The sequence below is a fragment of the Enterococcus sp. AZ141 genome (assembly GCF_051714385.1).
Classification (GTDB): Bacteria; Bacillota; Bacilli; order Lactobacillales; family Enterococcaceae; genus Enterococcus_D; species Enterococcus_D entomosocium.
Genome location: NZ_JBIORT010000001.1, coordinates 410,001 through 435,130, shown reverse-complemented (window position 1 = coordinate 435,130; position 25,130 = coordinate 410,001). Strand labels below are relative to the sequence as shown.

20 protein-coding genes, 1 rRNA gene and 1 other RNA gene (1 of these 22 only partly in view) are annotated in these 25,130 nt (G+C 44.8%); 15 read left to right on the top strand and 7 right to left on the bottom strand.

From position 1 onward, the window contains the following. Window positions 1–4: 4 nt before the first annotated feature. Complete coding sequence (locus tag IGI89_RS02060) at window positions 5–4,228, top strand: WxL domain-containing protein (RefSeq protein ID WP_438735240.1); 4,224 nt, start codon at window positions 5–7, stop codon at window positions 4,226–4,228. A 74-nt stretch (window positions 4,229–4,302) separates the two neighbouring features. Here the strand turns inward: IGI89_RS02060 and IGI89_RS02055 are convergent, their stop codons facing one another. The 3 genes from IGI89_RS02055 to IGI89_RS02045 all read right to left on the bottom strand — a co-directional run bounded on the left by IGI89_RS02055 (window position 4,303) and on the right by IGI89_RS02045 (window position 9,519). Then, the gene (locus IGI89_RS02055; RefSeq protein WP_086316919.1) at window positions 4,303–5,802 is read right to left on the bottom strand and encodes a helix-turn-helix domain-containing protein; all 1,500 of its coding nucleotides are present in this window, start codon (window positions 5,800–5,802) and stop codon (window positions 4,303–4,305) included. Between the two features lie 206 nt (window positions 5,803–6,008). Continuing rightward, the gene (locus IGI89_RS02050; protein ID WP_438735239.1) at window positions 6,009–7,793 is read right to left on the bottom strand and encodes an ABC transporter ATP-binding protein; all 1,785 of its coding nucleotides are present in this window, start codon (window positions 7,791–7,793) and stop codon (window positions 6,009–6,011) included. Beyond that, complete coding sequence (locus tag IGI89_RS02045; protein WP_086316921.1) at window positions 7,786–9,519, bottom strand: ABC transporter ATP-binding protein; 1,734 nt, start codon at window positions 9,517–9,519, stop codon at window positions 7,786–7,788. The genes IGI89_RS02050 and IGI89_RS02045 overlap by 8 nt, the downstream gene beginning before the upstream one ends. Before the next feature lie 106 nt (window positions 9,520–9,625). Here IGI89_RS02045 and IGI89_RS02040 point away from each other — a divergent pair, with 106 nt between their 5' ends. From IGI89_RS02040 to IGI89_RS01995, 10 genes are all read left to right on the top strand, one after another. Continuing rightward, entirely contained in the window at window positions 9,626–10,429 is an 804-nt protein-coding gene (locus tag IGI89_RS02040) for a MerR family transcriptional regulator (protein WP_016611256.1), read from the top strand. Between the two features lie 205 nt (window positions 10,430–10,634). Continuing rightward, the gene (locus tag IGI89_RS02035; RefSeq protein ID WP_228100639.1) at window positions 10,635–11,270 is read left to right on the top strand and encodes a YczE/YyaS/YitT family protein; all 636 of its coding nucleotides are present in this window, start codon (window positions 10,635–10,637) and stop codon (window positions 11,268–11,270) included. A 139-nt stretch (window positions 11,271–11,409) separates the two neighbouring features. Further along, complete coding sequence (locus IGI89_RS02030; RefSeq protein WP_034878061.1) at window positions 11,410–12,777, top strand: RsmB/NOP family class I SAM-dependent RNA methyltransferase; 1,368 nt, start codon at window positions 11,410–11,412, stop codon at window positions 12,775–12,777. A gap of 68 nt (window positions 12,778–12,845) precedes the next feature. Next, window positions 12,846–13,181 (top strand): hypothetical protein, encoded by a 336-nt coding sequence (locus IGI89_RS02025; protein ID WP_005227636.1) that lies wholly within the window; start codon window positions 12,846–12,848, stop codon window positions 13,179–13,181. Between the two features lie 131 nt (window positions 13,182–13,312). After that, the gene (tadA, locus tag IGI89_RS02020) at window positions 13,313–13,819 is read left to right on the top strand and encodes a tRNA adenosine(34) deaminase TadA (RefSeq protein ID WP_005231990.1); all 507 of its coding nucleotides are present in this window, start codon (window positions 13,313–13,315) and stop codon (window positions 13,817–13,819) included. A gap of 29 nt (window positions 13,820–13,848) precedes the next feature. After that, window positions 13,849–13,935, top strand: an RNA gene (gene ffs, locus IGI89_RS02015) — signal recognition particle sRNA small type. Between the two features lie 634 nt (window positions 13,936–14,569). Next, the gene (locus tag IGI89_RS02010; RefSeq protein ID WP_438735238.1) at window positions 14,570–15,952 is read left to right on the top strand and encodes a bifunctional metallophosphatase/5'-nucleotidase; all 1,383 of its coding nucleotides are present in this window, start codon (window positions 14,570–14,572) and stop codon (window positions 15,950–15,952) included. An 88-nt stretch (window positions 15,953–16,040) separates the two neighbouring features. Next, entirely contained in the window at window positions 16,041–16,661 is a 621-nt protein-coding gene (locus IGI89_RS02005; protein WP_005231988.1) for a YutD family protein, read from the top strand. Window position 16,662: 1 nt separating this feature from the next. Continuing rightward, window positions 16,663–17,433, top strand: a complete 771-nt coding sequence (locus IGI89_RS02000) for a TIGR01457 family HAD-type hydrolase (protein WP_438735237.1) — start codon at window positions 16,663–16,665, stop codon at window positions 17,431–17,433. Beyond that, the gene (locus IGI89_RS01995) at window positions 17,430–18,068 is read left to right on the top strand and encodes a TIGR01906 family membrane protein (protein ID WP_438735236.1); all 639 of its coding nucleotides are present in this window, start codon (window positions 17,430–17,432) and stop codon (window positions 18,066–18,068) included. The genes IGI89_RS02000 and IGI89_RS01995 overlap by 4 nt, the downstream gene beginning before the upstream one ends. Window positions 18,069–18,124: 56 nt before the next feature. Here the strand turns inward: IGI89_RS01995 and IGI89_RS01990 are convergent, their stop codons facing one another. The 3 genes from IGI89_RS01990 to IGI89_RS01980 all read right to left on the bottom strand — a co-directional run bounded on the left by IGI89_RS01990 (window position 18,125) and on the right by IGI89_RS01980 (window position 20,347). Further along, a complete protein-coding gene (locus tag IGI89_RS01990) occupies window positions 18,125–18,634 on the bottom strand; it encodes a phosphatidylglycerophosphatase A family protein (protein ID WP_005227653.1) in 510 nt (169 codons plus the stop codon). A gap of 124 nt (window positions 18,635–18,758) precedes the next feature. Continuing rightward, the gene (gene yqeK / locus IGI89_RS01985; protein ID WP_016619942.1) at window positions 18,759–19,364 is read right to left on the bottom strand and encodes a bis(5'-nucleosyl)-tetraphosphatase (symmetrical) YqeK; all 606 of its coding nucleotides are present in this window, start codon (window positions 19,362–19,364) and stop codon (window positions 18,759–18,761) included. 5 nt (window positions 19,365–19,369) lie between these two features. Continuing rightward, entirely contained in the window at window positions 19,370–20,347 is a 978-nt protein-coding gene (locus IGI89_RS01980) for an NAD(P)/FAD-dependent oxidoreductase (RefSeq protein WP_008378083.1), read from the bottom strand. 140 nt (window positions 20,348–20,487) lie between these two features. Between IGI89_RS01980 and IGI89_RS01975 the strand changes: the two genes are divergently transcribed. Further along, a complete protein-coding gene (locus IGI89_RS01975) occupies window positions 20,488–21,075 on the top strand; it encodes a peptidylprolyl isomerase (protein ID WP_438735235.1) in 588 nt (195 codons plus the stop codon). Between the two features lie 87 nt (window positions 21,076–21,162). Here the strand turns inward: IGI89_RS01975 and IGI89_RS01970 are convergent, their stop codons facing one another. Next, complete coding sequence (locus IGI89_RS01970; protein WP_086299139.1) at window positions 21,163–22,344, bottom strand: MalY/PatB family protein; 1,182 nt, start codon at window positions 22,342–22,344, stop codon at window positions 21,163–21,165. 93 nt (window positions 22,345–22,437) lie between these two features. On the opposite strand from IGI89_RS01970, the gene IGI89_RS01965 reads away from it, so the two are divergent. The 3 genes from IGI89_RS01965 to IGI89_RS01955 all read left to right on the top strand — a co-directional run. Then, window positions 22,438–22,818 carry a CvfD/Ygs/GSP13 family RNA-binding post-transcriptional regulator gene (locus IGI89_RS01965; RefSeq protein WP_008378090.1) on the top strand — a complete coding sequence of 127 codons (381 nt, stop codon included), beginning with the start codon at window positions 22,438–22,440 and terminating at the stop codon, window positions 22,816–22,818. 67 nt (window positions 22,819–22,885) lie between these two features. Beyond that, window positions 22,886–23,248: a hypothetical protein gene (locus IGI89_RS01960; RefSeq protein ID WP_008378091.1), complete on the top strand. Its 363-nt coding sequence runs from the start codon at window positions 22,886–22,888 to the stop codon at window positions 23,246–23,248. 565 nt (window positions 23,249–23,813) lie between these two features. Continuing rightward, window positions 23,814–25,130: ribosomal RNA gene (locus tag IGI89_RS01955) — 16S ribosomal RNA — on the top strand (it continues 243 nt past the right edge of the window).

The window sequence follows — 25,130 nt, the reverse complement described above, 5'->3', positions numbered from 1 at the left end:
TGGAATGAAAAAGCAAAACTTGAAATATTGGATTCGCTTGCTGCTTGTTTTTATGGGATTACGCTTGATGAGTGTCCCCCTCATCGTTGTTTTTGCTGAAACCGAGCCGCCATACCTCGCACAACCGCTAGCGAATGAGGGAGTTCTGGGGGAGTTTGCCACAGGAACATCTGAGCCTGAAGGGACGGTGCAGTTCAAAGAGCCTAAATTTGCTGGTACGGTAGGTCAACCGCTTACGATCGATTTGGTCAGCGACCAAGCGGTGGCAGAAATCTTCCTAGAATTACCAGCAGAAGTCAAGCTGATGACTGATGTATTGGCACCCGGACAAACAGCAGCAAAACAAAGCGATCAATGCTGGCAGATCAAAGCAAGTCAAGCACGGCAGACATTTTCTGTTTTGATCGTTGCCGAACTTCCTGGAAGTTTTGTTATAGCCAGTGCAGGGAGCGAAGCGATCGTTGAAATAGCTGCTGCAGAGACAGACACTGAGGAAACACCGAAAGACTTGGAAAATGAGTCCTTAGAATCGCAAGAAACGGATAGTGATCCTGCTGAAAAAGTAGCAGACATTGAGCGTCCGCAGGAGGAGTCAGCGGTACAGGCGGCTAGTGAGATCGTACCAAGCGCCTTTGATGGTGGCACAGCTTACGTAACGACCATGGCGGAGTTTATTAGTGCTTTACAAGATCCAGCCGTATCCATTCTTTCCTTACAAGCGGACCTTGTCCAATCTACTTCCAGCATAATGACCATCGATCGTCCGATAATGATTCAAGGAAATGGTCATGCATTGACCCTCAATAACAATAGTGCTTATTTTCAATTATTAACCGTTAACGAAGAAACGATTTTTCGTATCGAAAATCTCACATACCAAAAAACAGGCAATACTGCTTTGATCCAGACCACCAATGCGTTGAGTAAAAACTGGGTCGTTGAACTAGAGGAAGTAGAAGAAGCCTCGGAGAATCGGTCACCTTTTATTTTAGCACGAGAAGCGAAGGTTCACTTTACTGGTGGGATCAATCGCTTCGAAGCAATGACGATGGCTTCCGATACCTTGTTCAATCTGAAAGAAGTGGAGGTCGGAAATCAAGCGCAAGTGATTATTAATAAGCCGAATATGTGGATTTTTTATACAGCACCAGATATTCAAGATCCTAGGTTGTTGATCGATGAGGGTGCGCAAGTGAGCATTACTACGCGACTAGGGGATGCGAATACAATCGATTTACGTGGCGATAATGGTCAAATGGAACTCAATCATGGTGCTCGTTTAACTATTCGCAGTCCAGGAACGACTGCTGCTCCGACCAATGGTAATAATAATGCCGTTATTCTGTCTGGGAGAAATCCTCGCTTTATCGCAGCAGAGAATTCAGTTTTTTCAATCGAGGTTACAGAAAGAAAACGCGGGCTTGTTCTGACTGGAGAGCAGCCAGAATTGACGATCCAATCTGGTGCAAACGTAACGATAAACACAATGAATGCGAGCGCCATTCTCTTAAATGGTTTCTTTCCTTCTGCTACGATCGCAGGAGATGAAACACAAGTACGGGTGAACAATGAGACGGCGGCAGATGCCAATGCGATCGAACTAGTAGGAGACAACAGCAATTTTTATCTTTTTGACGGTGGTACGCTCATTGTAGAAAGTCAGGGAGCAGCCACAGCAATGTCGGAGGAACAAAATATTGCACTATTTATGAAGGGGGCGGATCCAACAATGGTTGTGGGGGATGCTGCCTTATTGCAGATTGAAACGACACAAAGAAGGCGCGGCGTATTTCTGACTGGTGAGAATCCTAAGTTGACGATCCAGAACGGCTCAAAAGTACGCTTGACCGCCGAAAATGCGAATGCTTTACGGGTCAACGGGAAAAATGCCGACGTCACCATTAGTGGCGAAGAGACACATGTACGGATTTTCAGTGAGATTGCAGCGGCAGAAGGAGCAGCATCCTTTGTTTTATCGACACCGTCGAATGCGGCAGAAGCTGGGGCTCTTACTTTAAGTGAATCAGCAGTCTTAGAGGTCGAAAGCATCACTGCTAGTGCGATCAATATCACTAGTCTGAACTTTACTTTTAAAGTTAAAAGCAATGGGCAATTAATAGCTAGCAGCCATGAGGCTGACGGGGACCATGCAGTGATTCGATTTTTATACTTTGGTTTGGTGACCTTTCATGTAACGGATGGTGGAATAGTAAAAGTTCGTAAAATAGGGGGGAGCGCACCCTTGATCCGAATTCCTAGTGGAGGAAATTCTTTTGAGATCACAGAAGGCGGCATCGTTGACCTTTATAATCCGGGAAACGGCAGCGCGCATGATGGGAATGTCGCTGGAGGAAATCAAGGAATTTTTTATGCGAGAGGCATCCATGATAACGGGACAGAGAATAATTTTTCAATCGTAGGTGTCGATAGTAAATTTATGTGTGTAGCAGATAGTGGTCCGGGGATTGACATGCATACCTACTTCAATTCAACGATCTACGTTGAACAAGGATATTTCCAAGTGGAAGGGCGGACAAGTACCCCGAATGGTGGCGTGTTTCGTTCAGGTAAACTATCTGTCTTCTTGAACGATCCAGTCTTTTTTGATTTTCGTAATGAGCGGCTTGATGGAGGAAACATCTTTAGTGTTTCTAATCTTTCAACTTTAACAGCGACGAATAGTGACTTAGCTGTTTGGAAAAACGGGTCAAATCTCTTAGGAGATCCCGATCTAAATTTCCCAACCCTCGATTTTGCTTTTTCAGGAGCTGATTTTGGCACGTTAGGTTTGACGAATAAGCCAGAGATATTGAATACGGAGACATTTGGCAATCAGGGACTGACAGCGTATTCTCGCGTAAGTTCAAACAATGCGCGTTGGGCGATCGTCGATGAGTTACGGGTGCCGACGAATGCGGACAAAAAAATTCATGGGCGAGTCAGCTTGCCTGTTGGTTTTGATGGCACTCGCCCTGCTTGGGATGATGAAGCGAAAGTGACCGTTGAAATTGAAACAGCAGATGGTGAGAAGGAAGAAGTCACTGCGAAAACCGTCGGACATACAGAAGAAACACCGGGGATCAGTATCTATGGAGAAGAGCCGCAAGGAGGGATTTTTGAGATTCCTCTTGAGGCTCCTTTGGAAGCAGGAACCATCGTCCGAGTCGTCGCTGTCGAATTAACCAGCGGCGAACTGACAGAAGGTGCCCAACATCAAATACGGACCGAGTCTGTGCAGGTTTTCCCTATTTTGCCGCCAACGCCCGCAGCTTTTGCTTCCTACGTACTTCTTGAAGAAACAACTGAGATCCATGGCCACACGGAAGACAAAGAGGTTGAGCTAAGTGCTGCACATAATGGTGCCTGGTTTGATACAGAGGCGGTGGTTATCGATGAAGATGGAACATTTACGATTGATGTAAGTGATCGGCAGTTAAAAGCGGGGGATGAGATCCAAGTCTTTCTGAGAGATTCTGCTGGTTCGGCAAAAGAAGCTGGAGTGATCAATCCGCCGACAACGAATGACGAACACGGCAATCAGAATCCAGCCTCAGAAGTTGTTTTTCGGGACGCTGTGTTTCCCGCTGCAACTACCCTGCGAATCGCCCAGACTGGACCACTGCCACCGGTTGATCCATTAGAACCGGATGTAGAAGTGAATCCAGAAAATCCGTCGGTCATTCCTGAGAACCAAGGGTTGCTCAGTCTTGATTTTGTTTCCCAGTTCCGATTTGGTCAGGTGCCGATCCGCAGTGCCAAAGGAACGTATCACGCACTGCCTCAGCATATGAATCTTGCCGAAGGGGCAACCGAAACTAAGGAACGTCCGAATTATGTGCAAATCACGGATCAGCGTAACGATGCAGAAGAGACGAGTTGGCGTTTATCGGCGACTCTTGATTCGCAGGGCTTCCAAAATGAAGACAATGAGCCCTTGATCGGTGCTCAAATCAGCTTAGCCAATCAACGGCTTATGACGACCTCAGCAAATTCCAATGCCAGTATGCCAGAGCTTTCCACGGTGAATGATAGTGTAACTTTGACGCCAGGTGAAGCGCAGCCTCTACTAACTGGCGACAGTCAGAGTACGGGAACATGGGTCTATCGTTTTGGTGATCAAGAGACGGCAGCCACCAGTGTCGCCTTGGAAGTGCCTGCTGGTGCAAATCCCAAGTTGGGATGGTACCGTGCAACGATTGAATGGTCGTTAAGTAGTGTGCCAGAGTGAAGAAAGAATACTAGTCGGCAATAAGAAACGAATGGAAAAGACGTGTGCGGCGTTCAAGTGCCGCACACGTCTTTTCACTTATAAAAGGTGCTTTTTTCGATGTTTCGCAACGCAAAATTATGGATGATTTTTGGGTTGATGATTTTCAAGAAATTGTTCCAATCATCTGCATCTGGGATCGATTTTATCAGGAGGCATTCAACATCTAAAATATACTCTTCCAAATACTCTGCGTAATTCGTCACGACTAGATCAATCTTGTTTCGTTCAACATAATCTAAAGAAAACTCACTGGAATCAGGAAATTGCAAAATATGATATCGACCAAAATATTTTACGGCAAAAGCATTGATGTGAAGACAAATATGCGCATCCCCCTCTAAAAGAAAAGCGATTCGGCGTGGATTGCCCCAGTATTTTTCTTTTAATCCTTCAAAGTATAAAGTGAAGCGGGCACTGATTGCTGACAGAGCGGTTGCTTCAAAGAGGGGCTGCCTAAAAAGAAACTCTGTATTTTCCTCATACTCTTTAGGGTATTGCGTTTGTGCGTAACTGGAAATTTCTTCCATACTTAGATTATAGGTAGGGGAAATCAGCTGTTTTATTTTTTCTGTTATAAAGAAAGAATGGAGAAAAATAAACTCTCGGGACTGATCATGATCGGATATTTGCTGAAACTGGCAAAAATTGGCAGTCAGTTCTTTTAGCTCAGGCCAATGGTCAAAGCGGTTAACAAATGATATTTCCCTGAGATAGTTGTTTATCCCACGGTTACTTGCTAGTAGAGCGAAAAGGTAGACCAGCTCCTCTGACGGTAAAGACAAGGAAAAAGCCGTTTGGAGTCGTTGATTGAGGGGCTGGATTTCTTGGAAGAGCTCATCTGCCAAGACGATCTTTTTTAATTGATCGGAGACAATGACAGTTTCTCCTGCTTGAGTACGCTCAAGGACAATATACAACCAATAACTGATATACCAAAATGAAGCCGTATTATTGGTTTTGCCGCGTATATTTCGAAAAAAATCTAAGACGATGTTTTGCACAGCGATCGTTGGACGTACCGTATGAGGCGTAGCGTCTGACTCATAATAAAAGGTATGAAAAAATTTGCGAATATCCGCTTCTGATCCGATCAGACGGAAATTCTTGTGATCAACAGATAACTGAAAGGGCCTCAGGGCTTTTTCAAAAAGCGTTAAATAGCGTAAAAGGGAACTTTCAGAAAGATAAAAATAGTCTGCCCATTCGGAAACTGTCCGATATTCTCCCTTAAACAGATGCTCAAGAATAACGAATAATGGTTCATTCTGAAGGAGCGCTCGTTTTCGTTCAAGATATTCCTTCGGTAGTAATTCGTGAAGAGAATAGCCATTCGACGTGGATTCGATCATTAAAGTACTTCCAAAGTAGCTCCGTAGCCCCTCCATATCATAAATGATCGTGCGCCGCGAACTCTGGACAGCTTTTGATAACTCACGATTCGAAAGGGTCTTATGCCGTTCCAAGAGATTCAATAGTTTCAACCAACGAATGGTGGTAGTAGAAGTAATAAACGTCATCTGAAAATTTTTCATTCATAACACTCCCATATGGTCTGTTTGGTGGATCGTCTCTCACGTCTGATTATGGAATATGGATACTGGCAAGGCAAGGGAAAGGTTTTTAGTAGGTAACAAGTGTTTCTTGTACAGGAACACTTGTGCTACTCAGGGATGAAAAGCAAATAACCGAAAAGTCCAACGATTCGTCATAGACATCGTTGGACCTTTCGGCTTTTTCATCAAGCTGTTGCAAACTGGCTGTTATATAGTTGGGCGTAAAGGGAATCTTGTGCCAGCAATTGAGTATGGGAGCCTTTTTCGACGACGGAGCCGTCTTTCATCACTAGAATCAAGTCGGCATTTTTGATGGTAGAAAGACGATGGGCGATGATAAAACTGGTCCTTCCTTGGGTCAAACGATCCATTGCCGTTTGGATCATTTGTTCCGTCCGAGTGTCGACACTGGAGGTGGCTTCATCAAGGATCAGGATCGTTGGGTCCGCTAAAATCGCCCGGGCGATCGTCAATAATTGTTGTTGTCCTTGAGACAGTTCGCTTTCGGAGCCAATGACGGTATCGTAACCGTTGGGCAGGGTCCGCACGAAGTGGTCGCATTGGGCGGCTTTGGCTGCAGCCAAGATGTCTTCCCGAGTGGCATCGGGATTGCCATATGCGATATTTTCAGCAATGGTTCCTTCGAACAGCCATGTATCCTGCAGCACCATACCGAATTTTTTCCGTACTGCCGGTGCCGAAAAGGACATCATGTCTTGATCGTCCAGCAAAATCTTTCCACCGTTCAAAGGATAAAAGCGCATCAAAAGATTGATCATGGTGGTTTTTCCAGCGCCTGTTGGTCCGACGATCGCAACCGTTTGTTTTGGTTTGACGGAAAATTCGACGTTTTCCATCAGGAGTTTTTCCTTGTTGTAACCAAAGGAGACGTGTTGAAAATCGATTTTTCCTTTGATGGTTTGTGGAACTGGCAGTTGCTGGGTCGCTGTTTCTTCTTCAGGATAATCAAGGATCTCAAAAATTCGTTCGAGAGATGCTAAGGCACTTTGCAAGGTGTTCATAATATAAGAAGCTTGCGTGATCGGTTCAGACACTTGGTTGATGTATTGCAGATAGGCTTGTACAAGACCAATGGATAATTGCCCTTGCAACACCATCAGACCACCAACGACGGCGCTTAAGATAAAGCCGATTTGATTGATAAAGCGCACGAAAGGATTGATAGCTGCACTGACGAACTGTGCTTTCCGAAAAGCTTTAAATTGAGCTTCGCTCAATTCCGCCATTTCCGCTTCAACGGCAATTTGCTGGTTGTAGGATTTGATCAGCGGATTTGCGGTATAAAACTCTTCCGCACGACTGCTGACTGCACCTAATGTTTCTTGGTTTTTGGTAAAGTAGCTCAAGTTTTTTCGTGCGAGAACGGTGGTCACAAAAGCACTCAAAAGCAAAATCAGGACCACGCCGATCGTCAGTAATGGGCTGAGATAAAGCATGGCAATCAAGCCGAAGGTAATGCTGATGGTTGCGGTGATCAACTGCATCAAACCGACTTGCAAGACTTCAGATACTTTATCTAAATCGAGAATCACTCGGCTTAAAATATCGCCAGTATGATGTTTGTCGTAAAAACTGATAGGCAGGCGATTGAATTTGTCACTGATTTGTTTGCGTAAAGTCAAGGTCAGGGTTTCACTGACACTGGCCATCGTATACTCTTGCAGCAAGGAAAAGAGACTGATCAAAAGCCATGTTCCCGCTAATAGGACGACCGGGCCTAAAATACTTTGCCAAAAATCATTGATTTGCCAGCCTTCTTGTTGAAACAAGGCGATCAGATTATCCAGTCCACGTCCCAAGATCAAAGGGGCGATGGACATTAGTAAGGAAAAGAACAAGGCAGAGACGATGATCAGCAGAAAGCGGGCTTTTTGTTCCATTAGTAATCGAAGTAGGCGCCGGCTTGTATGTTTCATGTTTTTTGGTGTATCCATTGTTTGTTTACTCATCCTTCATTCCTCCCATTCCTTGAGATGAGGCAAACTCTTGATAAGTTTGGCAAGTGCGTAATAATTCTTCGTGGGTTCCATTACCGACCATTTTGCCGTTATCCAAGACAATGATTTGATCGGCATTTTTGACGGTCGATACCCGTTGAGCCACGATAATGACGGCGGCATCTTTCGTGTATTCTTTCAATGCACGCCGCAAGTTGGCGTCTGTTTGATAATCCAAAGCAGAAAAGCTGTCGTCAAAGAAGTAGATTTCTGCGGGCTTTGTCAGCGCTCGGGCAATACTCAGCCGTTGCTTTTGACCGCCGGAGAAATTGCTGCCTTTTTGAGCAACTAGACTTCCATAACCTTCAGGCAAGCCTTCGATAAATGACTTGGCTTGGGCAACTTCAGCGGCTTTTGCCATCGCCTCATGGGTTGCCGGACGATTGCCGAAACGCAGGGTTTCTTGAATCGTGCCGCTAAGCAAGAGCGCTTTTTGCGGGACATAACTAATTTGGTCCCGTAATTCGGCTTGAGAGATCTCTTTGATGTTGCGGCCGAAAAGCGTAATCGAACCAGCAGTCACATCTTTGAAACGCAGCAAGGCTTTGGCAATGGTGCTTTTTCCAGAGCCGGTTCCGCCAACGATCGCTGTCGTTTTGCCTCGGTGGATCTCGAAGCTGATATCTTCTAAGACAGGTTCTTCGGCGCCTTCATACGTAAATTGCACGTGATTGAAAGCGGCGATCGTTTCTGACAAGGCGGATTTGTTTAAGGTTTGGTCACCGTCAATCAAATCAATTGGTTCTTCTAAGACTTCTTCGATTCGTTGTAAGGAAGTCAAGCCTTTAGGCACCATCACGATCACCATCGCTGCCATGGTCAAAAACCAAAGGCTCAAAATCGTGTATTCGATAATGGCAGTAATACTACCAATAGCTAGGTGGCCCTGAAGACTTTGATAGCCGCCGTAGACTAGGATGGTCGAAATCGAGAGTCCCATTACTAAGTTGACGGTCGGATTCAAGACAGCAAAGAGGCGATTGACTTTAATCATGGTTTTCGCATATTCGGATAAGGTTTGATCTGTCCGTTCTTTTTCGTAAGCCGCTTTGTCAAATGCCCGAATCACCCGAGCGCCGGTAAAGGTTTCTCGTAAGATCCGCATCATGTTATCGACTAGTTTTTGCGTGATTTGTGATAATGGGATCGCTTTGCGAATCACCCCATAAGCGATCATTGAAAAACATAGGATCGCTACGATTGGGACCCAAATCATCCGTAAAGAGACGGTGCCGGTTAGAAAAATCGAAGCTGCGACGATCATTGGGGCTGGCAAAATCATTTGCAGCGCCATCATCAAAATTTGTTGGATATTGTTGATGTCGCTGGTGGTACGTGCCAGCAAAGTGGGTGTACCATAGCCATCAACAGCGGATACAGAGAGTTCTTGTGTTTTTTTGAAAAAGCGCATCCGCAAAAAATGCCCGAATTTTCCTGAAAGGTGGGCAGATAAATAACTACCGCCTACCGAGACGATCACGGTGCCGATGGCAATGGCAAACATCCACCAGCCATTGTGCCAAATGGCCGTCGTGTCGACTTTTAAGATCCCTTCATCAATGATTTTTGCCAAAAAATACGGCAACAAGAGTGTGCCGAAGGATTGGACTAGCATCAAAAGAAATAAACTGAAAAAGAAGCGTCTTTCTTCTTTATAAAATAACTGTAATTGTTTCATGATTTCCCTCCAAAAATGTCGTTCTATGGTAGAATAAACTGTAACGTTACGTTACAGTCAAGCAAGGAGTGAAATTTTTTTGAAAAAACAATTGACCATCAGTGAGATGTCCGCTTATGCTGGCGTGAGTCGGCGCACATTGATTTATTATGATCAAATCGATTTGTTCAAACCGCAATCGATTGGTGAAAACAGCTATCGCTATTACGGCTTTGAACAATGCCTTGAGTTAGACGTGATTTTGATGTTGCGTTCTTTAGACATGCCCTTGCAAGACATTCGCCAATTTTTGAAAAACCGCAACCCGGAATACACGCAAAAGGAACTTGTGGAACGGCGAGGACAAGTCCGTGACAAAATCGCTGCGCTACAAGAATTGGAACGAACCTTCGATCGCTACATCCAGCGCTATGAAAAAGTACAGAAAGCCGATTTTGAGACCTTTACGATAGCGCAGCACGAAGCAGAGGCGTTTATCGTTTCCGAAGAGATCGCTGGCGATGATCCAGAATCTGCTTATCAAGTGTACGCCCGTTTTTATCCGCTAGTGGATTATAAAGATGCCTTCAGTGGCTATCCCATCGGCTTTTTAAGTGCAGGAACGACGTTGGAGGATCAGACTTTTCACGCATCGCCTTATCGGGCATTGATCTTGATTCCCCAAGATCGGCTACATCTCTATCCGGAAAAGCTGATCATCACACGTCCCGCTGGTACGTATGTTTCTGGATTTGTCAGTGAGGGAGAAGAACAAATTGCCGCTTTTACCCACCGCATCCAAGCCTTTCTAAAAGAGAAGCAGTTGAAAATCGATGGCGATGTTTGGGAATTGTTATGGCAAGATGAAGTCTTTACCACACAAAAAGAATTGCAGATATTTGAAGTGATGGTTCCAGTGAAGCCCGAGTAATGTACGAGGCACGCGTATCAGTAAGAAACGAAAACTAAGATACGCAATAGCAATGATTATTGCCGCTGGCTTTTCATATAGAAGCAAAGGAGATGACTAAGCCAGATCCCTTCCATACAAAAAGCCCTGTGAAGCGTTGAAATTCCCATTTTGCTTTTTTCTCGTTATACTTGAAAGAACAGATGAGAAAAAAGGGGAAATTTTAATGAAAAAAGAAACAGGAATACGCTCGCTTTATGCGTTGATTGGTGTCGCCATTTTAGGATTCGGGGCGGCATTGCTGCGGGTTGGCGGAGTAGGGCTAGACCCATACACAGCAGCCAATATCGGTGTCGGCGAGCTGCTAGGGTTATCCCTTGGGGTCTATCAATTGATGATCAATATCGCTGTCCTAGTATTGATTTTTATCTTTGGCCGTCGCCATATCGGCATCGGGACGGTCATCAATATGGTGCTGACAGGATTTTTCATCGACTTTTATACCAACGTTTTTGATTGGTTATCCGTCGGTCCAAATAACTGGTGGCAGCAAGGCTTGTTCTTGTTGATCGGGATCATCTTCTTTACCTTCGGTGCTTCGTTTTATATGTCAGCGAATTTGGGTAGCGCCCCCTACGACGCGATCGCCCCAACCATCGTCGATCAGACGAAAGCCAACTATCGAGTGGTGCGGGTGATTCAAGACGTTGCCTTTGCCTTGATTGGGCTCTTCACAGGCGGGCCAATCGGGATCGGAACCTTCATCAGTGCCTTTTTAGTGGGCCCACTGATCAAATTCTGGGACAACCGTGTCTCTCAGCCATTTATCGAAAGCAGTGTCAAAAAAGCGATTTTTAAATAAAAAAAGGTCTGCAGCAAAGAGAAGTCGAAGCGATTTAGTCGCCCACTTCACTCAGCTGCAGTTTTTTTGCCATTTGCTCAAGGAATTCTTGCATAATTGCTTCTCAGTCGCTAGAATAAAAAAGCCGAGGAGGGGTAGTATGCAATTACCAACACCATTTATTGAAAAATACCAACGGTTGCTAGGAGAAGAAGCACCAGCTTTTTTTACCGCTTTAACCGATAATCAGCCAGTCAAAGGCTTTCGCTTGAATGTTGCTAAGCCGCACGCACAAGCGATGCTGGCAAAATATGGACCAGCTGCTGTACCCGCCCCCTATGCAGAAGCGGCTTATATTGGCGAAGTCAAAGGCCGTTCGTTGCTCCATCAAGCTGGCTATGTCTACAGCCAAGAACCTAGTGCGATGATCGTGGCAACGATCGCAGCCGCTCAACCAGGGGAGCGGGTCTTAGATTTATGTGCGGCACCGGGAGGCAAAACAACGCAGCTGGCAAGCCAATTACAAGGAAAAGGGCTGCTTGTAGCAAATGAGATTTTCCCGAAGCGTGCCAAAATCCTATCAGAAAATGTGGAGCGTTGGGGATTTCCGAATGTAGTCGTCACCAATCAGGCTCCACAAGAATTGAGCCGCCATTTTCCTCAGTTTTTTGACAAGATCGTGGTGGACGCCCCATGTTCTGGTGAAGGGATGTTTCGTAAAGATCCCGTCGCCTTAGAAGAATGGCAGGCAGAAACACCTGATCAGTGTGCGATCAGGCAAAAAGACATTTTGGCACAAGCCGTTGCGATGCTAAAACCGGGGGGCCAGCTGATCTATTCCACCTGTACCTTTGCCCCTGAAGAAAACGAAGCGATGATGGCTTGGTTAATGGAGGAGTATCCCTTCACAATAGAAGCGATCGACTTGGCCAATGTATCTCATGGGCGCAGCGAGTGGGGAGCTGCATCTGGGATCGAGAAAACCATCCGCTTATGGCCGCATTTAAACCAAGGAGAAGGTCATTTCGCTGCGAAATTGACCTCCCAAGCAGAAGCAGCGCCAGTGAAAAAGAAGAAAAAAGGCAAAGGAGCGACAGCCAAGAGCCCATTGGATGCAACGACTCAAAAGTTGTGGCAAGCCTTTCACAAGGAGTTTCCTTTTTTACAGGCACTGAATGCGACACCTCAGCTGCTAGGAGAAAACCTCTGGCTCGTTCCTGAAGAAATGCCTTCTTTAAAAGGGATCAAGTTTATGCGCCCAGGTTTGCATGTCGGCGTCGTTAAGAAGAATCGGATCGAACCTAGTTATGCGTTGGCATTGGCGATCCATGCAGAAGAAGGGGCACCGACAGTGCCGATCACTTTGCCGCAATGGCAGCAGTATGTGGCAGGTGAAACCATGAGCGTGCCAGGAAATGCTGGATGGGTGATTTTGACAGTCGATGAGATCCCCGTCGGTTTTGGAAAACAAGTCCAAGGAACTGTGAAAAACTTCTTTCCAAAAGGATTAAGATTCAAAGCGATTTAAACGAAATAGTGTTTTTATTTCAGTCCTCGTGCTATGATGGAAGTAGCAAAATAAGGGAGCTGATCGATATGAAAACATCATCAAAAGTAACGATTGGATTAAGCATTGCAGCGATCGCTGGGATCACTACTGCCGTCGTTGTATCAGACAAAGTATTCAATAAAGTACGCTTCGCTTGCAACCGACACAAAGTAAAGAAATTTGTCGATGACAAATTCAACGGCAATGAAAAATTGTTGGATGTCGTAGACGGCTTGTCTGACAATGAATTGGATTCGTTGTTAGGTGTGATGAAAAAAGTCAATGAGGGCCGCAACAAAATCTCTGTTTACGGAGACAACATCAAAGATTCGACAGAACATGTCAAAGACAAGTTGACGAGCTTTGTTGATTCCGTCTTTTAAGCCAATCATTCCATTTGAAACTCGCAGGGACATCGGTCTTTGCGAGTTTTTCTCGTCTTTCTAAGCGTTTTTCGTTATACTAACAAGGAAATGCACGAAATGGTGCGAGGTAGAGGAGTGAAAGTGAAGTCGTGGAAAAAACAAGTACCTTGACTGCCGAGGAAAAAGCGTTCTTTATGGAAGAAGCAATCAAAGAAGCCCGAAAAGCAGAAGGTGTGGCAGAAGTACCGATCGGTGCTGTCGTCGTCTTGGATGGCAAAATCATTGGGCGTGGGCACAATCTACGAGAAACGCAGCAACAAGCCGCAGCGCATGCGGAGATGTTTGCGATCGAGGAAGCCTGTCGCACTGTCGGAAGTTGGCGCTTAGAACAAGCGCAGCTGTTTGTGACCTTGGAACCATGCCCGATGTGCAGTGGGGCGATGTTATTGGCACGGGTGGAAGAAGTGTATTTTGGTGCCTACGATCCCAAAGGCGGCACTGCTGGTACATTGATGAATTTATTGGAAGATGAGCGCTTCAACCATTGGTCCTATGTGGAAGGCGGCATTTTAGAAGAAGCATGCGGCCAGCTGCTAACAGATTTTTTCCGAGCATTACGAGAAAAGAAAAAACAAAAAAAGGCTGGCAATCTCTAACGAAATACGTTATACTAAGTTTTGCCGAAAGGCTAGGACAATGGAGGTCTTGTGAAGCGTGTCAGATCCGGAAGGAAGCAGCACTAAGCAGGATTCTCCATGTGTCTGATTGAAAAACTGCCTGCTTTTGAAGAAAGCAGTAGTACTAATTGAATCGATGATCATTCAACCCTGAGACAGACTGTCTTAGGTTTTTTTATTGTCTGAAAGTCTTTGTGACACCAAGGGCTGTTCTAATTGTATTCTGCTTTAAATCTAGGCAATCGATAGCAGCTCTCAGAGGGGTAAGTTGTATTTTTGATACAAAGGCTTTATTCCTGTTTAGAACCTTACTCTGATAACTTTTCCGTTGGCGATTTTTGTACTCTCAAAGAATCAGTAGTTCTGACGAACTGAAACATGGAATACCTGCTCTCGATATTCGATAGAATCGTCGTTTCAAGAACTCTTTATTTTCGCTTCAACAAATTGCCGCCGCCGTGTTATCGGTTGCAATTCCCCCAAATAACCAGAAAAAATCACTTTCCTTTTTACAGTCAGAAAAGTGATTTTTTCTTTTGAACAACTGTCACTGTAACTGTTTCTTTTTTACAAAAAGTCACCATTCTTTTCCAAGCATTCCAATGGTTTCCCAGAGATTTTATGCTATGCTTATTTTGTAGAGAATTCCGTCGTCTTTCTACTGGCAACCCTTGATGCCAAGAGAAACGGATAGTGATTTCAGGCGACGTATTTGAAAAGAGGCGCACAATGGAAAAAATTACGATTATCCATACCAACGATCTGCATTCCCACCTAGAACATTGGCCGAAGATGCGGCGTTATTTGGATCAAAGAAAACGAGAAGCGGATACGACCGAAGAGACAGTGATCGCGGTCGACTTAGGCGACTTTGTCGATCGCTGGCATCCTTTGACAGAAGCAACTGACGGCAAGGCGAATGTCGACTTGATGAATCAAGGGCATTATGATGCGGTGACGATTGGGAACAATGAGGGAGTCGGCAATCCCAAAGAGGTCTTGCAGCATCTGTATGACCAAGCAGCATTTCCGGTCATTTTAGGCAACTTATTTGATAAAAAGGATTTGCGTCCGCCAAAGTGGGCACAAGAATACAAAATCATGGAAAGCAATCAAGGAGCCAAAATCGGCTTGATCGCTTTTACGGCACCGTTTCCGCTAACATATGCCCCCAACGGTTGGGACATTCGCGAACCCTTGGAGATTTTGCCTTCATTGGTGCAGCATTTGCGCCCCGAGGTCGATCTGCTGGTCTTGATGAGCCATCTAGGCATCAATGCTGACCGTCAGATTGCGAGGGACTTTCCAGAACTAGATGTTATTTTAGGTTCCCACACGCACCATTTGTTTGAAAAGGGCGAAGTCATCAATGGGGTTCAAATTGGTGCAGCTGGCAAGTTTGGTTTTAACATTGGCGAAGTCGAAGTGGTCTTAGATGAACACCACCGCCCGATCAAGCATCGTGCACGTGTGATTCCGACTGATTCGCTGGTGGCTTTTCCGCAAGATGAGGAAGAGATCGCCGAATATCTATCGATCGGTCATCGCTTGTTGCGGGCAAATCAGGTGGCAGAAATTCCAGCAGCGTTTACGAGGGATTGGCAAAGTCAACATTCCTTGGTTCGGGAGGCACTTTTGGCATTATGTGCCAAAGGACAGACGGATGCCGCCATCTTAAATACGGGGCTATTTTTAGATGATTTGCCGCAAGGACGGGTCGATCAAGATCAACTGCACACGATTTTACCCCATCCGATGCATTTGATTCGGGTGACGCTGCAAGGCGCAGATGTCATTCGACTGGTCTTAGAAATGGAAAAAAATCGCAACTTTTTGCGCAATTTCCCAATTATGGGAATGGGCTTTCGAGGGAAGATTTTTGGCGAACTGGTTTATGAAGGCATTCGCTTTGATGAAAAAAACCACCAAGTATTGTGGAAACAAGAGCCCGTCGATCCTGCTCAAAGCTACACGTTGACTCTTGTGGATCACTACTTGTTTATTCCGTTTTTCCCGACGATCGAGATTGCTGGAACTGTTGAGTTTCTTTTTCCAGACTTTATTCGGACGGTGGTCGGTGATTACTTGAGTCAGAAATACCCTATTCAGTAGTTGGTACTCCTCCAGTGGTTTTTTGAGGAAAACCGCGACTATCATTGAGGAATAAAACAAGGTATAATAAACAGCAGGTGGTGAAAAAATGACCGAAAAACAAACGATCACAGATGAAATGACATCTGTACTAGAAGAAATTATTGAAGAACCAGCGAAACAACCGCAAAAAGGCGAGTTGGTGACTTTGTTGAATGATGAAGAATTAATGATTGGCAATCGACAATACAAATTGGTCATGGATTATCGTGAAGGCTTCGATCCTGAAAAACTTGGTGAGCGTTACAGTGAAGTTTTGGCACGCTATGATTATATCGTAGGTGATTGGGGTTATGAACAGCTACGCTTGAAAGGCTTTTTTGAAAAGGATAACCGCAAAGCATTACCCGATCAGCGCATTGACATGCTGGAAGACTATTTGTATGAGTATTGCAACTTCGGTTGTGCCTATTTCGTGATCCAGAGGGTTGGCGGCAAGAAAGAAAAAAGTACCTCCCGAAGACGTAAGAAAAAGCCAGCTCAAACGAATCAAAATCAAACTACACAACAAAACGCACATATAGAAGAAAAGCGTGAAGCAATTCCGCAGAAGAAAAGCAAACCAACGATTAAAAATCGTAAACCAAAAGAAAAAAACGTCAAAAAAACCGAAACAACTACGGTGAAAAAAGGCAAAAAAGAGTTTACGATTCGACAAAGGGAAGAATAAGATGAAATATAAAGGCTATTTGATTGATCTAGACGGCACGATTTATTTAGGAAAAGCGCCGATCCCTGCTGGGAAACGCTTCATAGAATCCTTACAAGAAGAAGGACTGCCTTATTTATTTGTGACCAACAATACGACCCGCAGTCCCGAAGTCGTGGCACAGCGATTGGCGGATGAATTTTCGATTCACGTGGCACCAGAAACGATCTATACCGCAAGCTTGGCAACGATCGATTTTATGAAAGACCATGGCAAAGGCCGCAAAGTGTTTGTGATCGGCGAAGCGGGGTTGATCGATTTGATCTTAGCTGCTGGGTTTGAGTGGGAAGAAACCAATCCGGATTATGTCGTGGTTGGTTTAGACAACCACGTGACGTATGAAAAATTTGTTTTAGCAACGTTAGCGATCCAAAAAGGAGCTACCTTTATCGGGACCAATCCAGACAAAAATATCCCGACGGAAAGAGGCTTGTTGCCAGGTGCGGGTTCACTGATTGCAATGGTGGAGACTGCCACCCAAATGCAACCGATTTTTATTGGCAAACCAGAAGCGATCATTATGGAAAAAGCGGTGGCACACATCGGCTTATCAAAAGAAGAGGTCTTGATGGTGGGGGACAATTATGAAACGGATATCCGTTCGGGGATCCAAAACGGGATCGATTCTTTGCTCGTATTATCTGGCTTTACCCCGAAAGCGGCAGTTCCGACATTACCAGTAGCACCAACCTATGTGGTTGATTCTTTAGATGAGTGGGATTTTGAACAATGAAAAAACAAGTGTGGCTTGAACGCTTAGGATTTGTCTGCTTGTTTTTGTTTTTGGTCAGTCTAGCGATCACCCTAACGATCAATTTTCGACCGTTATATTGGTTTGATGTCGATCACTTAAATCTGCTGGATTATACCTCGCTAACAAGAGAAGAGTTGTTGAAGAACTATGGCTTATTGCTAGATTTTCTAAACAATCCCTTTGCAAGTACGCTCGCCTTGCCCGATTTTCCAATGTCTGAAGCTGGCGCTGGGCATTTTTACGATGTGAAGCAGTTGTTTCTATTAAATTATGCCGTGATGATCGTCACGGTGCTGCCCAGTATCTGGTTCGTCAATCGGCTACGACAAAACCAACAGCAATGGCGCTTGATTCGTCCTTTTCAATGGGGGATGATATTGCCGCTGATTTTCGGGTTTTTGATGGCAGTCGGCTTTGATCGCTTTTTCGTTACGTTCCATGAGATTTTCTTCAGTAACGACGATTGGCTATTTAATCCAGCCACCGATCCGATCATCAACGTATTGCCAGAAACGTTTTTCATGCATTGCTTTATTCTCTTTTTTGTCTTGATTGAAGTCTTCTTTTTTGCTTTCTATTGGTGGGGCAAACGAGGCTTGAAAAAAACAGCGTAATGAAAAAAAGACCAACGATCCACTTCCTTTGAAGGAGGCGGATCGTCGGTCTTTTTTTATTGCGTAATGTAATGAGATTTACTTGGGTGTTGATGGGCTAAGCGACTTGCGGCAGAAGCGGCAATGGCACCTACGATATCATCTAAAAAGGTGTGAACGCGGGGACCGTCGTGCTTATTCAGTTCTTTCAAAATGCCCGGTTTGACTTTATCAATGTATCCGTAGTTAGTAAAACCGATGGAGCCGTACACATTGACGATGGATAGTGCGAGGATCTCATCGATCCCATAAAGCCCTTCGTCTTCTTTGACGATTTCTTGCAGTGGATGCAGCAGTTGATTTTCTTCTGCCAAAATATCCAATTGGACACCCGTCAAAATCGTGTTGTGGACTTCCCGCTTGCTTAAGACAGCGTTGACGCTTTCGATACACATCTCCAATGTGATGCCTTCAATGTAATCTTTTTGCAAGAACATCACCAATTCGCCGATGTCTTGCAGTGAGACACCGCGGTCGGCCAACAATTCTCTTGCTTTGTCTTCAAGTGTTTTGCTTTCTAATACCATATAGTTCCCCTCCATGTAAAAATAGTTTATTCAAAAGTCAACGTGCGACTGATGGATTGCAATCATAAGTAGTGCCCTATTCCAGTTGCAGCCCATGCCGTTTGGGTTTAGTCCCTTCTGACATTTAGGTGTTTGCTAATTTTGCTTTGGCTGCCACTGCCCAAGGATGGGGGACCACTAAGTCACCGGCAAAGAGCCAGTCCATATAATAGCCAGCGGCAGATTCCAAGGAATCATCGAGGCGCTCTAATAAACCGGTTAAGAAAGGTGCTTGATCTTTGCGATCCCATTTGATTTTGTCGGCTAAAAAAACGATCAGATCGAGACGACTATATTGGGCCTTTAAGGTGGTATGACAGCTGATGGCGGACAGAATCTCTGGGTCAGACACCTGAAAAACCGTTTTTGCCAACAAAGCGGATTGCTGCTGATGCAGCAAAAAAGGTGCTTGCCGCTCCGCGTCTAAGATCGGTTCGCCTACCGCTATCTGCAAGGCGATTCGCTGGTCATTAGGGATGACGACGCTGACATCGTGCAGCAGTCCTGCTGAGTAAGCTTTGTCCGCGTTGACTTGAAACCGTTCTGCCAATCCTTTGGCTTCTTGGGCAACGGCTAGATTGTGGACCGCCGTTTCGGCATGATCGAAGGCTTCCAGATACTGAACCATTTGCTCAGTGAGGGTCTTCCCCTGTAAAGGGAGAGTATAGGTGGCAAGACCAACTTGTTTCATCTCAGCTACTCCTTAAAAAGACTCGTACTGTGGGCGGGTTGCGTCCGCGTTTTGGGATCAATGTAATGGAGTGCATTGTTCACCGCAGTTGGGGCTTCCCCGAAACCAGTAGCGATCAGGTCGACTTTTCCATCGTATAAAACGACATCCCCACAGCCATAGATCCCAGGAACAGACGTGCTCATATCTGAAGAGACGAAGACTCCTTGGCGGCTGCTTTTCATGCCCCAATCCTTGATGTTCAATGTGGAAGAAAAACCGTAATTGACGATCAAAGCATCCAATGAAAGGCTGACCGTTTCATCACCCTTGACTTGCTGCAACGAGACACCAGTCAAACGTTGCTCTCCTTGGAGCTCTTGAATCACATAAGGAGTCAGAATGTTGACGGCAGAAGCTTGTAATTTGCTGACGCTATGTTCATGAGCACGAAATTCAGGACGGCGATGGATCAAGTAGACTTCACTAGCGATCGGCTCCAGCATCAATGCCCAATCGATGGCAGAATCGCCGCCACCGGCGATCGCTACTTTGCGTCCGGCATACTTCATCAAATCGGTGACAAAATAGTCTAAGCCGTATCCTTCAAACCGCTCGCTTTCTGGCAAAGTCAGTTTGCGCGGCTGGAAGGAGCCGTTTCCTAAAGCCAAAATCACGGCTTTCGAGTAATGGATTCCTTTGTCGGTAGTGACTTCGATATAGTCTTCTTGTTTTTCGACCGACAAGACGGTTTCTTCTAAACAATATTGGTGATTGAAGGTCGTCAACTGTTTTTCCAGGTTTTGGACAAGATCGCCCGCTTTGATTTTCGGATAACCTGGGATATCGTAGATGTATTTTTCTGGGTATAAAGTAGCAAGCTGACCGCCTAATTGCGGCAAGCTGTCGATGATCTTGGTTTTGGCGTTACGCATACCGGCATAGAAGGCAGAAAACATCCCGCTAGGTCCGGCGCCGATAATCGTTATATCAAAAATATCCATGTTATTCCTCTTTTCTAAGCACGTTGGGGTGAAGCATGTTCGTGTTGTACGAATAGCTTCATTATAGCAAAAATTATCCAAACTAGCATTTTTTCAATTTTCTGCTATCATGGATTTATGAGAGAGAAGGAGGAGTTAATGTGTCTGAATTTCCACAGTTAGCATTAGAAAAACAAACTGGCCATAAAGCAGTCATCAAAACCAATCGTGGGGATGTAGTTGTACAATTGTTCCCAGAATTGGCACCAAAAACAGTCAAAAACTTCGTTGAATTAGCGAAAAAAGGGTATTACGATGGGATCATCTTCCACCGTGTCATTCCTGATTTTATGATTCAAGGCGGTGACCCAACTGGTACAGGAATGGGCGGCGAAAGCATCTATGGCGGCAGCTTTGAAGATGAATTTTCAAAAGAATTGTTCAATCTTCGTGGCGCTTTATCCATGGCAAACGCTGGTCCGAATACTAACGGCAGTCAGTTTTTCATCGTCAACAATCAAAATGTTCCTAGCAACATGTTAGGTCAATTAGAAGGTGCTGGTTATCCAGCTGAAATCATCGAAGCCTATCAAGCAGGTGGTACTCCTTGGTTAGATTTCCGTCACACAGTCTTCGGTCATGTGATCGAAGGAATGTCAGTTGTTGATGAAATCTCTGGCGTGCAACGGGGACCACAAGATCGTCCAGTGCATGATGTAGTGATCGAAACGATCGAAATCAGCGAATAAAACAAAAGAACCCAAAGCAGTTTCAACGGTCATCCTCAGGAGACCGTTGAAATGGCAGCTTTAGGGTTCTTTTTTTACACGTAAGCGTTAATCGATCGGTTGGTCTTTAAACGCGGCGGCGATTTGATTGAGTGCTTTTTCTAATAGCTCTTTAGGGCAGGCAAAGTTTAGCCGCATATGGTGACTCCCGTGGGGACCAAAGATACTTCCTTGATTCAACACGACGCTGGCTTCTTTGATCAGTTTTCTATGTAGCTGATTGTCCGTTAGGCCATAGGCAGAAAAATCTAGCCAGATCAAGTAAGTTCCTTCAGGCTTTTGAAACGACACGGTTGGCAGTTGGTCAGTCAAAAAGTCACAGACAAAGGTGCGATTTGCCTCTAAGTAGGACAATAGTTCTTCTAACCATTCTTCAGATTCACGATACGCTGCTTCAGTAGCGATCAATCCAAACGTATTGATCTCCCCTTGAACGTTACGCTCCTGTGTTTTTGCAAATTGGCTGCGCAAGGTTTTATCTTTGATGAATACCATCGAATTTTTGATCCCAGCTAAATTAAAGGTCTTGGTTGCTGAAGTCAAGATGATTGAAAAATCGGCAAAGTTTGGCTCAACTGTTTGGAAAGAAACAAAGTGATTTGGCGCAAAAACGATGTCTTGATGAATCTCATCACTGACAACGATCACTTGATGTTTTTGACAAATACGGCCGATCGCCAGTAGTTCTTCTTTGGACCATACCCGGCCACCAGGATTATGCGGATTACATAGAAGAAACAATTTTACCTTCTTTTCGATGATCGTTCGTTCCATCGCATCAAAATCGATGACGAAGCGTCCATCTTTTTCCAATAAGGGTTCTTGAATTAAGGTACGCTGATTGTTTTTGACAACATGGGCAAAGGGATGGTAAACCGGATCGTGGATCAATACGGCATCTCCTTCTTGGGTGTAACTTTGGATCGCTAGTGCAATACTAGGAACGACACCGCTATTAAAAAGGATCGCTTCTTTATTGATGGTATAACCATGACGTCTTTGTTGCCAATCGATGATGGATTCAAGCAGCGAATCAGGGATGGTGGAGTACCCATAGATCCCTTGGGCAACTGCTTTTTCTAAAGCTTTTTTCACTGGTTCTGGTGCCAGAAAATCCATGTCGGCTACCCAAAGCGGCAATAAGTTTTCTTCCTTATAGGTTTTTGCAATTGTATCCCATTTGACGCTATTGGTATTTAAGCGCGGATGAACTTTGTCAAAATTGATCATGCGTTTCCCTCCTATATTGTGTAACGTTGTTTCTGATGCTTCAAATCTACCACTAGTTCAAGTATAATGAAAGTGGAAAAGAGAGGAAAGACTATGAATTATCAAATCGGGAACATTATAGAAGGAACAGTCACTGGGATTCAACCCTATGGTGCATTTGTTTCGTTAGATAAAGAAACGCAAGGCTTGATCCATGTTTCAGAGATCCAATCCGGGTTTACTAAAAATATCCATGAAGTCTTACAGATCGGCCAAAAAATCCGTGTACAAATCATTGATATTGACGAATACAGCCAAAAGATCAGTTTGTCCCGCCGTACATTGGAAACAAGTTTTGTTCAGCCACCCTTTAAGCGTAAACGCTACTTTACAAATAAGAATAAGCGGATTGGTTTCCGTACGGTTGGAGAAGCTTTACCAGTGTGGGTGAAAGAAGCTAAAGAAATGTTAGAAAAAGAAAACAGCAACAGATAATCGTGCATATTTTCTGAAAATGTGCTAAAATTAGTTTACAAACAGATGAATAACTGAGGTGGGTATTTTGGGATCCAAAAAAGTAGCGGGTACAGTTATGATGCACTTAACAAATGGTTCGAAACGATTTTTGATGCAAATACACGAAGGCACTGCGGAATTAGCGTCAACGGATTTTTCTGAAGATAAAACCGGCTTGGCTACGATCTTACAATTGTTTAAAGACCGTATTCACCTTGATGTGACAGCGATCGAACTCGTTGAACTCACAAACGGAAATATTGATACGCAAAATATTCCTTTATTTGTTTTTGAAACACAAGAAGCAGGACAAACGCAACAGCTGCCAGAGGGGTATGCGTGGGAAGAGCCCAATATCTTTCGTAAGATCATTGAAGACTATAAGATCGAAGGCGTTCCGTTCTTTTAGCACCTGAATACTAGCGAAAAGACTGAAGACCGTTACAACGGTCTTTTTTTATTGAAAACTTTTTGTAAATAAAATGAAATATTTCCTTGACCTAAGTCAAGAAGAATGGTAAATTAGTCAACGTTGGCAATTGAGTCAGCGGGTCAAAAGAGCGTTTGAAAAAACTTCAAAAAAAAGCTTGACCAAAAATGAAACAGATGATATTATAACGAAGTCGCAATAATAAAATAGTTAATCGATGTTGATACATCAACAAAATTAATTAAAAAAAGTTGTTGACAAATAACAAATCATTTGTTATTCTAATGAAGTCGCTGAGACAGCCGCTGCGAAGTTGAAAAACAACGAGCGAAAAAAACTTTTAAAAAAGAGTTGACAATCAATTGTCGCTCTGATATGATATAAAAGTTGCTAACACAGCACTGTAGACCTTTGAAAACTGAACAAAGCAAGCAAACGAACCAATGTGTAGGACGTTTCAATTTATTGAAACAAATACATGCAAGCAATAGCTAGCAAAGTTAGTTTTTATGAGCTTAATGACCGTATGGTCATTCAAACAAATCATTATGAGAGTTTGATCCTGGCTCAGGACGAACGCTGGCGGCGTGCCTAATACATGCAAGTCGAACGCTTTTTCTTTCACCGGAGCTTGCTCCACCGAAAGAAAAAGAGTGGCGAACGGGTGAGTAACACGTGGGTAACCTGCCCATCAGAAGGGGATAACACTTGGAAACAGGTGCTAATACCGTATAACACTATTTTCCGCATGGAAGAAAGTTGAAAGGCGCTTTTGCGTCACTGATGGATGGACCCGCGGTGCATTAGCTAGTTGGTGAGGTAACGGCTCACCAAGGCAACGATGCATAGCCGACCTGAGAGGGTGATCGGCCACACTGGGACTGAGACACGGCCCAGACTCCTACGGGAGGCAGCAGTAGGGAATCTTCGGCAATGGACGAAAGTCTGACCGAGCAACGCCGCGTGAGTGAAGAAGGTTTTCGGATCGTAAAACTCTGTTGTTAGAGAAGAACAAGGATGAGAGTAAAACGTTCATCCCTTGACGGTATCTAACCAGAAAGCCACGGCTAACTACGTGCCAGCAGCCGCGGTAATACGTAGGTGGCAAGCGTTGTCCGGATTTATTGGGCGTAAAGCGAGCGCAGGCGGTTTCTTAAGTCTGATGTGAAAGCCCCCGGCTCAACCGGGGAGGGTCATTGGAAACTGGGAGACTTGAGTGCAGAAGAGGAGAGTGGAATTCCATGTGTAGCGGTGAAATGCGTAGATATATGGAGGAACACCAGTGGCGAAGGCGGCTCTCTGGTCTGTAACTGACGCTGAGGCTCGAAAGCGTGGGGAGCGAACAGGATTAGATACCCTGGTAGTCCACGCCGTAAACGATGAGTGCTAAGTGTTGGAGGGTTTCCGCCCTTCAGTGCTGCAGCAAACGCATTAAGCACTCCGCCTGGGGAGTACGACCGCAAGGTTGAAACTCAAAGGAATTGACGGGGGCCCGCACAAGCGGTGGAGCATGTGGTTTAATTCGAAGCAACGCGAAGAACCTTACCAGGTCTTGACATCCTTTGACCACTCTAGAGATAGAGCTTCCCCTTCGGGGGCAAAGTGACAGGTGGTGCATGGTTGTCGTCAGCTCGTGTCGTGAGATGTTGGGTTAAGTCCCGCAACGAGCGCAACCCTTATTGTTAGTTGCCATCATTTAGTTGGGCACTCTAGCGAGACTGCCGGTGACAAACCGGAGGAAGGTGGGGATGACGTCAAATCATCATGCCCCTTATGACCTGGGCTACACACGTGCTACAATGGGAAGTACAACGAGTTGCGAAGTCGCGAGGCTAAGCTAATCTCTTAAAGCTTCTCTCAG

What these genes read in the sequence shown, in the direction of transcription:
- IGI89_RS02040 (WP_016611256.1), top strand. Translation starts at nt 9,626, where the DNA reads ATGTCCGCTTATGCTGGCGTGAGTCGGCGCACATTGATTTATTATGAT.
- IGI89_RS01980 (WP_008378083.1), bottom strand. Translation starts at nt 20,347, where the DNA reads ATGGATATTTTTGATATAACGATTATCGGCGCCGGACCTAGCGGGATG.
- IGI89_RS01970 (WP_086299139.1), bottom strand. Translation starts at nt 22,344, where the DNA reads ATGATCAATTTTGACAAAGTTCATCCGCGCTTAAATACCAATAGCGTC.
- IGI89_RS02045 (WP_086316921.1), bottom strand. Translation starts at nt 9,519, where the DNA reads ATGAAACAATTACAGTTATTTTATAAAGAAGAAAGACGCTTCTTTTTC.
- IGI89_RS02035 (WP_228100639.1), top strand. Translation starts at nt 10,635, where the DNA reads ATGAAAAAAGAAACAGGAATACGCTCGCTTTATGCGTTGATTGGTGTC.
- IGI89_RS02005 (WP_005231988.1), top strand. Translation starts at nt 16,041, where the DNA reads ATGACCGAAAAACAAACGATCACAGATGAAATGACATCTGTACTAGAA.
- yqeK (WP_016619942.1), bottom strand. Translation starts at nt 19,364, where the DNA reads ATGAAACAAGTTGGTCTTGCCACCTATACTCTCCCTTTACAGGGGAAG.
- IGI89_RS01995 (WP_438735236.1), top strand. Translation starts at nt 17,430, where the DNA reads ATGAAAAAACAAGTGTGGCTTGAACGCTTAGGATTTGTCTGCTTGTTT.
- IGI89_RS02050 (WP_438735239.1), bottom strand. Translation starts at nt 7,793, where the DNA reads ATGAGTAAACAAACAATGGATACACCAAAAAACATGAAACATACAAGC.
- IGI89_RS02000 (WP_438735237.1), top strand. Translation starts at nt 16,663, where the DNA reads ATGAAATATAAAGGCTATTTGATTGATCTAGACGGCACGATTTATTTA.
- IGI89_RS01990 (WP_005227653.1), bottom strand. Translation starts at nt 18,634, where the DNA reads ATGGTATTAGAAAGCAAAACACTTGAAGACAAAGCAAGAGAATTGTTG.
- IGI89_RS02030 (WP_034878061.1), top strand. Translation starts at nt 11,410, where the DNA reads ATGCAATTACCAACACCATTTATTGAAAAATACCAACGGTTGCTAGGA.
- IGI89_RS01965 (WP_008378090.1), top strand. Translation starts at nt 22,438, where the DNA reads ATGAATTATCAAATCGGGAACATTATAGAAGGAACAGTCACTGGGATT.
- IGI89_RS02010 (WP_438735238.1), top strand. Translation starts at nt 14,570, where the DNA reads ATGGAAAAAATTACGATTATCCATACCAACGATCTGCATTCCCACCTA.
- IGI89_RS02025 (WP_005227636.1), top strand. Translation starts at nt 12,846, where the DNA reads ATGAAAACATCATCAAAAGTAACGATTGGATTAAGCATTGCAGCGATC.
- IGI89_RS02055 (WP_086316919.1), bottom strand. Translation starts at nt 5,802, where the DNA reads ATGAAAAATTTTCAGATGACGTTTATTACTTCTACTACCACCATTCGT.
- IGI89_RS02060 (WP_438735240.1), top strand. Translation starts at nt 5, where the DNA reads ATGAAAAAGCAAAACTTGAAATATTGGATTCGCTTGCTGCTTGTTTTT.